General features: G+C 41.6%; 9 protein-coding genes and 1 pseudogene. 3 read left to right on the forward strand and 7 right to left on the reverse strand.

Annotated elements, in window-relative coordinates:
* Both BM130_RS15585 and nadB read left to right on the forward strand, forming a co-directional pair.
* A pseudogene (locus tag BM130_RS15585) lies at nucleotides 1-186 on the forward strand (IS1634 family transposase); the annotation flags it as partial.
* Between the two features lie 750 nt (nucleotides 187-936).
* Entirely contained in the window at nucleotides 937-2541 is a 1605-nt protein-coding gene (gene nadB / locus BM130_RS12900; RefSeq protein WP_010528741.1) for an L-aspartate oxidase, read from the forward strand.
* A gap of 228 nt (nucleotides 2542-2769) precedes the next feature.
* Here nadB and BM130_RS12905 read toward each other — a convergent pair whose 3' ends face one another.
* Nucleotides 2770-3789, reverse strand: coding sequence for an OmpA family protein (locus BM130_RS12905; RefSeq protein WP_010528742.1), 1020 nt, complete (start codon nucleotides 3787-3789; stop codon nucleotides 2770-2772).
* Between the two features lie 303 nt (nucleotides 3790-4092).
* Here BM130_RS12905 and dxs point away from each other — a divergent pair, with 303 nt between their 5' ends.
* Nucleotides 4093-6024, forward strand: coding sequence for a 1-deoxy-D-xylulose-5-phosphate synthase (dxs, locus tag BM130_RS12910; protein WP_237706178.1), 1932 nt, complete (start codon nucleotides 4093-4095; stop codon nucleotides 6022-6024).
* A gap of 404 nt (nucleotides 6025-6428) precedes the next feature.
* On the opposite strand, the gene BM130_RS12915 is transcribed toward dxs, so the two are convergent.
* The 6 genes from BM130_RS12915 to BM130_RS12940 all read right to left on the reverse strand — a co-directional run bounded on the left by BM130_RS12915 (nucleotide 6429) and on the right by BM130_RS12940 (nucleotide 12535).
* Complete coding sequence (locus BM130_RS12915) at nucleotides 6429-7574, reverse strand: hypothetical protein (protein WP_010528744.1); 1146 nt, start codon at nucleotides 7572-7574, stop codon at nucleotides 6429-6431.
* Between the two features lie 123 nt (nucleotides 7575-7697).
* Nucleotides 7698-8381, reverse strand: a complete 684-nt coding sequence (locus BM130_RS12920; protein WP_010528745.1) for an ABC transporter ATP-binding protein — start codon at nucleotides 8379-8381, stop codon at nucleotides 7698-7700.
* A 110-nt stretch (nucleotides 8382-8491) separates the two neighbouring features.
* The gene (locus tag BM130_RS12925) at nucleotides 8492-9703 is read right to left on the reverse strand and encodes an ABC transporter permease (RefSeq protein ID WP_010528746.1); all 1212 of its coding nucleotides are present in this window, start codon (nucleotides 9701-9703) and stop codon (nucleotides 8492-8494) included.
* Nucleotides 9704-9872: 169 nt separating this feature from the next.
* On the reverse strand, nucleotides 9873-11144 hold the full coding sequence (locus BM130_RS12930) for an ABC transporter permease (RefSeq protein ID WP_010528747.1): 1272 nt from the start codon (nucleotides 11142-11144) through the stop codon (nucleotides 9873-9875).
* Between the two features lie 33 nt (nucleotides 11145-11177).
* Complete coding sequence (locus BM130_RS12935) at nucleotides 11178-11951, reverse strand: outer membrane lipoprotein-sorting protein (protein ID WP_010528748.1); 774 nt, start codon at nucleotides 11949-11951, stop codon at nucleotides 11178-11180.
* A gap of 5 nt (nucleotides 11952-11956) precedes the next feature.
* Nucleotides 11957-12535 (reverse strand): TetR/AcrR family transcriptional regulator, encoded by a 579-nt coding sequence (locus BM130_RS12940; RefSeq protein ID WP_010528749.1) that lies wholly within the window; start codon nucleotides 12533-12535, stop codon nucleotides 11957-11959.
* Nucleotides 12536-12656 lie beyond the last annotated feature (121 nt).

Here is a 12656-nt window from a genome sequence, read left to right on the forward strand (position 1 = left end):
AAAGAGTTGGAAAGGGTTTTGAAACAGGAAAAGTCCACATTGTCATTAAAGCAAGCTGCTGAAGTAACGCATAATATGTATCAAATAACTTATAAATTGCCCGAATCTAAACAGACCAAATCCAGATTGCTACAAATGGACCAGCAGCAATCTGAATTATTTGAAATTGTCAATAAACATTTTTAGGGTGTCCCAAGGCTGAAAACAGGTCTTAACCAATAATTCCTCCGTATAAATATTACTTACTTCGTTGATATATTACTTCTTATAAGTAGTCGTTAGTGGTTAGTCATTCGTCATCAGTTATTTAATACTAACCCCTTGTTAACTAATGACTAATCACTTCTTCTGCCTTCTGCCTGTGCACTTCTGCCTTGGGCTTTTTATACATGCTCTTTTGAGGCAGAAGTCGCCATGCTCGTTTCATCCGTATAAATATTACTTACTTCGTTGATATATTGCTTCTTATAAGTAGTCGTTAGTGGTTAGTCATTCGTCATCAGTTATTTAATACTAACCCCTTGTTAACTAATGACTAATCACTTCTTCTGCCTTCTGCCTGTGCACTTCTGCCCTGGGCTTTTTATACATGCTCTTTTGTGGCAGAAGCCGCCATGCTCGTTTCATCCGTATAAATATTACTTACTTCGTTGATATATTACTTCTTATAAGTAGTCGTTAGTGGTTAGTCATTAGTCATCAGTTATTTAATACTAACCCCTTGTTAACTAATGACTAATCACTTCTTCTGCCTTCTGCCTGTGCACTTCTGCCCTGGGCTTTTTATACATGTTCTTTTGTGGCAAAAAGTCGCCATGCTCGTTTCATTTGTTAAAACAGGGCTATCCGGGAAAATATTTTTCTATGTTTTCGCCGGTCTAATACAATGGACCGATGAAAATTGTAACTTTGAAAGTTTCAAAAAACCATTTTTCCATGAGAAAGACCGATACATCACGGCGAAAAAAAGTTGACTTTCTGGTAATAGGTTCCGGTATAGCAGGCCTTAGCTTTGCCTTAAAAGTGGCTGATAAAGGGAAAGTTTGTATCATTAGCAAAACCCGTATCGATGAGACCAACACATCGTATGCTCAGGGGGGTATTTCCTCAGTGACCTATGCACCCGATAATTTCGAAAAACATATTCAGGATACGCTAACTGCCGGCGCCGGTATATGCGATAAAAAAGTAGTCCGGAAAGTGGTAGAAGAAGCCCCAAAACAAATTGAGGAACTGCTTAAATGGGGCGTCCGGTTTGACAAAGATGAATCGGGAAGGTTTGACCTACACCGTGAAGGGGGCCACTCCGAAAACCGCATACTGCATCATAAAGACCAAACAGGCTATGAGATACAACGTGGTCTGGTAGAAGCAGTCAGAAAGCATCCCAACATCGAAATTCTGGAAAATCATTTTGCTGTAGAAATCATTACACAGCATCATTTAGGGGAACTGGTACATCGCTGGCGACGCGACATTGAATGTTACGGTGCCTATGTGTTAAATCGGCGAACCAACAGCGTAGAAACCATTCTGGCCAAAGTAACCATGATGGCCACCGGCGGCGTGGGCAGTGTATATCAAACCACCACCAATCCCACCATTGCCACCGGCGATGGTATTGCCATGGTTTATCGTGCCAAAGGCATCGTTGAAAACATGGAATTTATTCAATTTCATCCAACTTCTTTATATAACCCTAAAGAGCGCCCCTCATTTCTCATTACAGAGGCCATGCGTGGCTTTGGCGGCATTCTTCGCCGAAGGGATGGAAAGAAATTTATGCATAAATACGATGAACGGGAATGTCTGGCGCCTCGTGATATTGTTGCCCGTGCCATTGACCATGAATTAAAAACAACAGGTGATGATTACGTCTATCTGGATGTGACCCATAAGCCTGCAGATGAAATAAAAAAACATTTTCCCGCCATCTATGAAAAGTGTTTATCATTAGGTATCGATATCACTAAAGATTACATCCCGGTAGTTCCTGCAGCTCATTTCTCCTGCGGTGGCATAAAAGTAGATATGAATGCTCGAACCAGTATTGCCCGTTTGTATGCAGCAGGTGAATGTAGTTGTACAGGCCTTCACGGCGCTAACCGACTGGCGTCAAATTCTCTGCTCGAAGCAATTGTTTATGCCGATGCCGCAGCAAAAGATGCCGGTGAAAAAGTGCACACTTATTCGTTCTGCGATGATGTGCCCGAATGGAATGATGAAGGGACATCTCACCCTGAAGAGATGGTTTTGATTACCCAAAGCCAAAAGGAATTGGAACAAATTATGAGTTACTATGTGGGCATTGTGCGGTCTAATCTGCGGTTAAAGCGGGCCCTCGACCGCCTGGAAATACTATATCATGAAACAGAAGACCTATATCAACGCTCTACTGTTTCACAACGACTTTGTGAATTACGTAATACCATCCAGGTGGGATACCTGATTATCAAAATGGCAAGACAAAGAAAAGAAAGTCGTGGTCTGCACTACAATAGCGATTATCCTGAGACCATTGACCTGAAGCACCATGAATAACAATGGCTTCGGAAGATTCCGGCAACCGTTGTTTCTCCAGTCCCCAAAAATTTCGTTTAACTGAACCGAACTATTCTGAGAAGGCAAGGGGTTATAAACCATTTGCTAAAAACAAGTAACAACAAACAAAAAAGTACTCAAAAAAACTCTGTGGAATTTCGTGATAAATTGCATATCACAAAGTTCCACAGAGCAATATATCCATCCAATCTTTAAATCTATTGTATCTTAGTTGCTTTCCAGAATATTCAATATTTTATCAAGTCGAGGCGTAAGGATAATCTCAGTTCTTCTGTTTTTTCTTTTTCCTTCGGGCGTATCGTTGGATACTAACGGAACATATGGTCCACGACCGGCTGCAATAATCCTTGACGGGTCAATACCGGAATTCTCCAATAAAATCCGGACAACTGAAGTAGCCCGCTTTACACTCAAATCCCAGTTGTCCAACAACACTCCACTACGATATGGAACAGGGTCGGTATGACCTTCAACCATAATATTTATGTCTTTGTTTTCTGCCAATACTTTTGCCACCTGTCGCACCGCCGATGCTCCTTCAGCACTGACCTGGTAACTTCCCGAACCAAAAAGTAACTTCTCTTCCATTGATACATAAACCTTCCCGTTTTTCATATGAACCTTGAGTTGGCTTTGGTCAAAACCGGTAAGCGCATCGGCAATGGCTTGTCGTAAGGCACGACTGGCACTGTCTTTCTGTGCCAAAGCTTGTTCCAATTCCAACAATCTTTGGTTTTTAGCCGCCAAATCGTCCTGAGCAGCTTTTAACCTGGCCATTGCGTCTTCAAGTTCAGCTTTTCTTAATTTAAGGTCACGCTCTGCCGCAATAAGAGCATCTTCCCGCGCCTGTAACTCTTCCTGTAATTTTTGCAGATAGGCTAAAAGCTCTTCGGTGTCACCGGCTCCGGTACGGCTACGTAACTGAGATAGTAAATCGTCATATTCCTCCCTCAATTTTTTAAGGTCGTTTCTGCAACTTCTCACTTCACGTCCTTTTTGCAGTGTATCAGCCGACAGCTCAGCTATCTGTTCTTTCAAACGGTCGGCTAACTCTTTTAATTCATTTGTACGTCCCAGAAGAATTTCATTCTCACTACTTAAACTCTCAACCTTGTCATCAAGCTGACGATTAGCTTCTTCCAACTCGCGATACTGGTTGAGGGGGACACACCCAATCAAAATAAATAGTAATCCTGCCCCGGCAAATAATTTTTGATTTAACTTCATTCTCGGATGGTTTTCATGGTTATTGTTTGTGGAATATCGTGTGTTTTCAAATAATTATAACTAAAATACCGAAAGTTTATTTTACAAATATAAAAAGCTAAGTGCATCTATCATAGTCAAAATATTAACAAACTTCTATCTTTGCAGGGACAAAGGGAAAAATGGTTCGTTCCTTAAAGATTCCATTAATTAACCAGAGAGAAGGAATGACCGGAATAATGGGCTTTGATTTCAGAAATTCATACATTTAGATTATAGCCCATATATTGTCCGTTAATTTTTATCGGACAATAATCAGGATATTTGAACAAATTAAGAATAACGGGCATGGCCTTGGATGAAACCCAATATTTAAAACAAATTAATAGTCCGGAAGACCTTCGGAAATTACCTCCAAAGGAATTGATAAAGGTTTGCACCGAATTGCGCGACTTTATTATTTCTTCAGTATCATGTAACCCCGGACATTTTGGCGCAAGCCTGGGTGTGGTAGAACTAACCGTAGCGCTCCATTATGTTTTTAACACCCCCTACGATAAAATTATATGGGATGTTGGGCACCAGGCGTATGGTCATAAGATTCTGACTGGCCGTCGTGACAGGTTCCATACCAATAGGAAATACAAAGGTATAAGTGGTTTCCCCAGTATTTTTGAAAGTGAATACGACGCTTTTGGGGTGGGTCATTCCTCCACATCCATATCTGCAGCGTTGGGTATGGCTGTTGCAGCCCAACAAAAGGGTGAGGACCGACAAATTGTAGCGGTTATTGGCGATGGTGCGATGACTGCCGGTTTAGCCTTTGAAGGGTTGAACAACCTGGCAGCTACCAAAGCCAATGTTTTGGTTATACTGAATGATAACAATATGGCCATCGACCCTAATGTGGGGGGATTTAGTGATTATCTTGTTGACATTGCCACCAGCCGAACATATAATAAATTAAGAAGAGAGGTCTTTAAAGCCTTACAAAAATTTAATATTGGTGGTCCGCGTTCCCGTGAAATGATTATTAAAATTAATAACAGTATTAAAACGCTGTTAACACGGCAAACCAATATTTTCGAAGGCTTCAACATTCGTTATTTTGGACCGGTTGACGGTCACGATGTGGAACGACTGGCCAGCGTCCTAAAAGACCTAAAAGAGATAAAGGGGCCTAAAGTATTACATATCATAACAAAAAAAGGGAAAGGGTTTAAGCTTGCTGAAGAAAACCAGACTGCCTGGCATGCTACAGGGAAAAAATTCGACCCCCATACGGGTCGGTTCCTCGAACCCTCATCCAACAAACCTAAACCACCTAAATTCCAGGATGTTTTCGGACACACCATTATCGAATTGGCGAAACAAAACAACAAAATAGTGGGTATCACTCCCGCCATGCCCACAGGGTGCAGCCTAAACCTGATGATGCAACAAATGCCCGACCGTGCTTTCGATGTGGGAATTGCCGAACAGCACGCTGTCACTTTTGCCGCCGGACTGGCTATTGCAGGTATGGTCCCATTCTGCAATATTTATTCTACGTTTATGCAGCGAGCCTACGACCAGGTGATTCATGACGTTGCCCTTCAAAAACTGAATGTGGTATTCTGTCTTGACCGGGGTGGTTTGGTAGGTGCTGATGGCCCTACCCACCATGGTGCTTTTGACCTGGCCTATTTTAGATGTATCCCTAACATGACTATTGCATCACCGATGGATGAATCGGAACTAAGGAACCTAATGTATACCGCGCAACTGCCCAATCAGGGTCCTTTTGCCATCCGCTATCCGCGTGGCGTAGGAAGCCTCATAAACTGGCAAACCCCTTTCGAAGAGATTAAAATAGGTACCGGCCGAAAACTCGCCGATGGTCAAGACCTGGCATTTCTTACCATAGGACCTATAGGTGTGAAAGTGGCCCGTATTGTAGAAGAATTACAGGAAGAGGGTATCACAGCCGGACATTACGATATGCGTTTTGTAAAACCTTTAGATGAAGCCTTACTTCATGAAATATTTTCAAAATATAAAAAGATTATAACCATCGAAGATGGTACCATTGTTGGCGGACTGGGCACTGCGGTACTGGAATTTATGTCTGATAACCACTATTATGCTACTGTACATCGGATGGGCATCCCCGACCGATTTATAGAGCAAGGAACGCAAACCGAATTGGCACGCGACTGTGGATTTGACATGGAAAGCATTAGAAATACAGCCAGAAAAATGGCAAAAGAAAGTTGATAGCCCGCTAAAGGTTCGGCAAAACCAAGCCCGTCCTTTTAAAGTCATGTTTATTCTCATCACCCTAAACGGCATTAAACCTTTATGCCGGCTACGAGCGATTTTATTCGTATAAAAATCACTTTACTTATTGTCTAAATGAAACGAGCATGGCGACTTTTGCCACAAAAGAACATGTATAAAAGACATAGGCAGAGTTGCACAGGCAGAAGGGGGTTGTAATGGTTAGTGGTTAGTTATTAGTGCTTTGTGTTGATTTACAAATGACTAAATACTAACTACCAATCACTATTGACTAACCACTAAAACCCCTTTTTTCTGTGAACATATATTCTTGTTGCGGTAAGAGTCGCTGTACTCGTGACATTCCATTTCAAATAAGGGAATGAGTTAATTTCTCTGTATTAAAAAAACCATTTCAATCTAACGGCTCCCTGAAACGCGGCGATATCAGTTATTTTGTCCGACCCATCTACAAACATATTAATAAAGGTAGACAGATAAACGTTAGATTTTATTGAATACTCAAAGGACGGACCTACATAAAAAGCCCGGGTTGGTGGGAAAGCCATCGCCGCAAAGCTACCGCTGAGAAGCGGCGTAAAAGGATACTCTACCGAGGCAAACAAACTGTATTTGGCAAAACTCAGTTGTCGAATCGACGATTGACTGCTGAATAAGGAAGCTTGCCGGCCAATAAATTCCGTTAATGATTCAGCTTTACCGGACAAATTACTGCTGTACAAAGCTTCGGCCTGAATCAACAAAGAGTTTTTAAAGGTATAATTAAACCCCATAGCGGCAATAAGCGTTTGTTCACCATCATCGGGAAACAGAAGGGTATTTTCTCCATAAAAGGCGGCATCGCCAATTTGTCCGGACCATCCCATTCCGGTCACCCATTCCCGGTCATTTAATCGTCCACCTATAAATTGCCAGTCGTAACTGCCGGCATTAAAGCGGTAACGGGCAGCCCACGTTTTTTGTCGTTCGTGGTCTATTTTGACTACCCCATCCAACTGTGAAGCAACACCGGTAAAGAACTGAAGCCGAATGCCATCAATTCCCGGACGTTCCGGGTAATCAAAATCAAAATAAGAATAAGCATTAAAAATGTCATTGGGATTCCACACCATAGCCTGCCCCCAGTTTATACGTTGGCGTCCTGCCCTTACCTGCAATTTGCCAATGTAAAAATCGAGCCACAATCTGTCCACTGCCACATTCATTACAGATGAAGAACCCGATGTCAAATTGAACGACATATCCAAAAAGCCATCATCTTTTTCTATCAGTCCGGAATACCCAACGATATCTCTAACCGTTTCGCCGCTTATATATCGATTTCGAAATTGTATCACACCCAATACCGAAGGGGAAAAGTCGTAACTAAAGTTTAACCGATTATGGACTACATTTTCCCACATCTTTAAATCCTGCAGGTCGAGGTAATAACCCACCGGCATTACACCGATATAACCATCAGCTTTAATTTGTGCGGACAGCTGAATACTTGTCAATAGTAGAGCAATTGAAATTAGTTGCTTCATCAGTATACTGTTTATCCTCTTTTAGTTTAAGGTGCAAAGTTCAAAGTATTTAATGGTTAAAGCCAGATGCCTAAAAATAAACCACCCAAATGTTCTTAAACTTGCACTCATACCTCTATTTTCTCAAATAGTCTTGTCATCTTTAATGGTTCCGTCTTGCAAGGTAACCACCCTTCTTGCTTTTTTCACCACCCGCTCGTCATGGGTAGAAAAAATAAAGGTAGTGTTCTCCTGTTGGTTCAACTCATGCATAATAGACAAAAGGTTTTCGGCCGAAGTACTGTCCAGATTGGCCGTAGGCTCATCGGCCAGCACAAACCGGGGATTAGATGCCAGCGCCCGTGCTACGGCCACACGCTGCTGCTGACCGCCCGACAGCTGTCGGGGGCGCACATCTGCTTTTTCGGGAATACCCACCGCTTCCAGAAGCTGAAGACTTCTTTTCTTTCTCTCGGCTTTAGGGACACCCTGTAACTCAAGGATAAATTCAACATTTTCACGGGCCGTAAGTACAGGTATAAGATTATAGGCCTGAAAGATAAAACCGATATGGTTTAGCCGAAACTTTATTTTCTCATTTCCTGACAAACGGTTGACATAAACCTCATCAATTATCACATCGCCACTATCCGGGTCGTCGAGCCCTCCCAGAATATTTAAGAGCGTTGTTTTGCCTGACCCGGATGGCCCTACAATGGCCGTAAATTCACCTTCGTCAAATAAAAGGTCGACACCTTTCAGTGCATGAACCGGCACCTGACGACTGTTATAAGTCTTATAAATTTTATTTAAAGTTATGATTGACATACCTGAAACTTTTTTTCTGATATATAGTTAATTTGAAGTATTAAATTTTTTCTGACATCAAAATTCGGTGCAAGAGGTCTTAAAAATTTATACCGTTCGCTCAATCCTTTTTAAATGGTTCTGACTGCTTCGGACGGTTTAAGCTTCAAAGCTTTCCATGCCGGATAAAGAGAAGCCAAAATTCCGGTTATTACTACCAACAATGCGATATTTAAAACCAATGCAACATCCCATTCAGGATAAATTATCGGGTCAAATCCCATTTCGGTAAGCCCTGTGCTCCAAACTGATAAATCGATCCCTGTGTAACTTAGTCGCCAGACGGCAATCATTCCCAGTAAAATACCTGACATACCTCCGGCTGAGGACAACATTACCGTCTCCAGGACAATCATTAAGAAGATTCGCCTGCGGCTCATTCCAACCGACATTAGCATTCCTATTTCTCTGACCCGTTCCAGAACAACCATCAACATGGTATTGATAATACCAAAGCCCAGAGCCAAAAGAATAATAATGACAAAAAGATAGAGGTAAGTATTTCCCAACTCGGTCATATACCCCAACTCGGGGCTAAGCTCTTTCCATGGCACCACTTCCATTCCTGTTAGTTCAGATTGCAGCTCTCGGGCTACCACCATGGCCTTGTCAGCATCACTAAGACGAACAACCAAAGAATGGCATTTATCGGCCGAGACACCCAATAATGACGCCAGATTCTCTTTTTTTACCCACACATTGGCTTCGTCAAAAGCAGTGTTATTGGTTTTAAAAATGCCGGCCACCCGAAAAGCCCCGCCGGTGATATTCCCGTCTACATCCTGGAAACGCAGAATAATTCGAGATTTCAACTTCAATTGTAACTGACCGGCCAGCTTTTGGCCAATAACAATCGGTCTTTTATATGGCGATTCAAACCAGTCTCCCTCTATGATTTTTTCATGAAGGTTAAGCACCGCTTTTTCAGCATCAGGGTCTATCCCATTAATTTTCACTCCCCTGGCGGTTTCAGTAGAAGCTGCCATTCCTTGAACCATAATACGTGGCGATATACCCTTTATCAAAGGATTTTCTGAAACAACAGTAGCCAGTTCGGAATTAAAAGAAACAGACACTTCAGGATGTTTTCGATATCCGTCACGAAAAATCTGTAGGTGTCCCGTCTCTGTTTCAACCCCGTCATGCAGCCGTTGCATCATCCATCCATTGATAAATGTGGCAGAAAAAATACCGGCAAACATTCCTACTGTCAATGCTGATATGATAATCCAGCTACGTACCGGACTGCGCCAAATATTTCGCCAGGCAATTTTAAACAACATATTCTTCTATTATTTAGTCTGTTAACATCTAAAATTCTTCGAACAAACAAGGACTACTCTTTTCTCGGCGAACTTATATTTAAGCTTTTAAAGCTCACAATAAAAAACTGTATTACAATAAATAACGCATTATGTTATAATCCTATATTTTAAGTTATTTACAAACGGTTTAATTCTTTTCTCCAATTACCGGTGAAACTTTAAAGGCCCTCGTCACAGGATAAACAGAGACTACAATAGTCAGCAGTAACACAGCAATCACTTGCTGAATGAAAACGCCGATATCCCAGGCAAAAAACATAAAAGGTTCGAACCCGAGGTTTTTCATCCATTCGCCTGCCTGTCCGGCAATAGGAATAGGATGATAAACAAACCAGCTGATAACCGGCATACAGCCTATAAAGCCGGCCAGAACTCCCAAAAGCCCCATCAGCAAGATTTCCAGTAATAACATAAGAGAAAGGCGAGAGCGGAACATTCCTACAGCCACCATGACACTGAATTCAGCCCTTCGCTCAGCCATCATCATCACCACCGTCCCCAGAATGCCAAAACCAATGACCACATAAAGAATTAATTTCATAATTAAGGCTGACGCTCTGTCACTTTCAATTTGCTGTAGGACGGCCGGAAACATTTCCTGCCAGGTACGTATTACTAAATCGCTATCTATTTCCTGTTTTAATTCCGTCAAGATATAATCCATATCCTCCTGAGAGTGCGCAATCAGAGCCAGGGAAGTAACACGACCAAAAGCCTGGAAAAAATATTGAGTCTCGTTAAGCGGCAGATAGACCAAACGTCGGTTCAGTTCAGGATTGGGATGCTGAATAATTCCTTCAACCTGATATTGTCCGAAAGCACTCACGCCATGAAAGCCCTGGCTAATCATCACAAGTGTATCACCGACCTCCAGACCAAGGTTATCCGCCAAATCAGCACCTACCAAAGCCCCATTCTTATCGAGATAAGTTCCACTTACCACTTTATTCGCCAGCCCGGTCATCCTGTCTTCTTTCCCGGGGTCAATACCCAAAACCAGAACGCCTTCTGTTTGGTTGCCCGAGGAAGCTAAGGCAAAACTTTCGAGACGGGGTACTACCATTTCAATTTGGGGATGTTTGCGTAGCTTTTCAAGCAAAGAATCGGAAGGAACAAAAGAATTATTAATGGTCTGATGGTCGGGAAACTCCTTTTGCTGAATCTGGGCATGACCGGCATAAAACTTAACCACATTTTCAATCATTTTTTGATAAGAACCTTCTTGCATAGACCCCATCAGTGCAGAAAAAATAACACCAAAAAATATGGAAGAAACGGTAATGAGTGTCCGCCGTTTATTACGCCACAGATTTCGCCATGCAATCTTAATAATGCCATATTTTCCCGCCACAACTCCCTGGCGAGTATTTCCTAAATACTCTTTATTAGAAGTAGTCATTAACCATTGAGATTAAAAGATGAAAAAATCACTTCAGCGCATCTGCTTCATATTCTGAATAGAGAAAAATGAATCTTTAATATCGATACCAAACTTAATATCCTTGAATTTTAAAATGGTTTTATACCCATCCTTGTCAACAGGTATCATGGTATACCGGGTAGGAATGGTGCGGTCCCCCACATTTTCAATTTCATCCAAAATTTCTTCGTTAACTAACTCCCCGGTTTCATCATAATACTCATTTCTAAGATTAAGAAATCCATCTTTAGTAATCCAGCTAAGGACCTTCCCCCATACTACAGGGGCATCTTCATGCGGTACCATTTTAATAACATAGCAATGGTAGCCACGTAAAGTCTCGGTACGCAAAAGCTCATGGTCATAATCCTTAACAATAGAAGCAGCATTGACGAGGTCGTCATTGGTAAGGTCAGAGCCCATCCACGATTGCATCATCATACTGGGTGGTATCTTAATCATTCTGTCAATGGTTGGGACGAAATTCCACATTTCCCGTTGACGCTTCAGAAACCTTTGTCCTTTCTCACGTGGTGGATGGTCAATATAAACCAAAGAATAGTCGTCACCTTTGGCCCAGGTCCTGAAACGCAAGGTTCGTGTCCATGAAGGACGAATAATCTGCATCTCCATTTCAGAATAACTACTATTGTCTCGCATCAGGTCGTCTGCTTTTTTAACAATATCATAAGCAGAAAGGGTCTGAGACGCCACATTCGTCTTAAAAAAAGAGAACAACAAAACGGAAATTGCACAAAACTTAAACAATAAACCTGAAGTTTTCATGACATTCAATTTTTATCTTTCGGGGACATTTTTTTCAAAAGCCCCTCATAATATTTTATCAAACGGTCAACGGCATAGTCTAATGGGAAATTATGCGGGTCAACAACATAATTAACACTAATACCATCGAGCATGGAAAAGAAAAACCTTAATTCAGCAACAGGGTCGGTGAAACCACGATGCCTAAAAAAGGCCTCTGCTTTCTTCATATGAGGCTCGAGAATCTGCCAAAGCTCTTTTTCTAAAATAGCATTTACCTTAGGCTGAGTAACTATCGAGTAATAGAGAATTAAAAACTCCCTGTTTTTTATCAACCATTTTTTGCTCTTTTGAATTACCCGGAAAAATTCCTCCTCTGTAATAACTCCGTCATGGTCAGAATCCATCCATTCAACGGCCTCAACAATGGTTTCAAATATCAACGCTTTAAGAAGTGACTCTTTACTTTCAAAGTAATTGTAAACCGAACCTTTGGCCACTCCCGCAGCTTTAGCAATTTCTTCTATCGTGCTGGCATGATACCCTTTTTGGGCAAACAACCTCAAGGCACTCTCTAAGATTCTTACTTTTTTGTTCTTTTTCATAACTCAAAAATTGACTGACCGGTCAGTCAAATAGATAAAATTCTTTTCAACGCAAACTTTTTTTAAAAAAAATACCCGAAGCACAAAACATGCCGTCGGGTATTTATTAGAATAAGGATTT

Origin of the sequence: Thermophagus xiamenensis (assembly GCF_900112795.1) — a bacterium.
GTDB lineage: Bacteria > Bacteroidota > Bacteroidia > Bacteroidales > Marinilabiliaceae > Thermophagus > Thermophagus xiamenensis.

Excerpts from the sequence above, each read along its gene's own strand:
- nadB (WP_010528741.1), top strand. The coding sequence starts at position 937 with ATGAGAAAGACCGATACATCACGGCGAAAAAAAGTTGACTTTCTGGTA.
- BM130_RS12905 (WP_010528742.1), bottom strand. The coding sequence starts at position 3,789 with ATGAAGTTAAATCAAAAATTATTTGCCGGGGCAGGATTACTATTTATT.
- BM130_RS12915 (WP_010528744.1), bottom strand. The coding sequence starts at position 7,574 with ATGAAGCAACTAATTTCAATTGCTCTACTATTGACAAGTATTCAGCTG.
- BM130_RS12920 (WP_010528745.1), bottom strand. The coding sequence starts at position 8,381 with ATGTCAATCATAACTTTAAATAAAATTTATAAGACTTATAACAGTCGT.
- BM130_RS12925 (WP_010528746.1), bottom strand. The coding sequence starts at position 9,703 with ATGTTGTTTAAAATTGCCTGGCGAAATATTTGGCGCAGTCCGGTACGT.
- BM130_RS12930 (WP_010528747.1), bottom strand. The coding sequence starts at position 11,144 with ATGACTACTTCTAATAAAGAGTATTTAGGAAATACTCGCCAGGGAGTT.
- BM130_RS12935 (WP_010528748.1), bottom strand. The coding sequence starts at position 11,951 with ATGAAAACTTCAGGTTTATTGTTTAAGTTTTGTGCAATTTCCGTTTTG.
- BM130_RS12940 (WP_010528749.1), bottom strand. The coding sequence starts at position 12,535 with ATGAAAAAGAACAAAAAAGTAAGAATCTTAGAGAGTGCCTTGAGGTTG.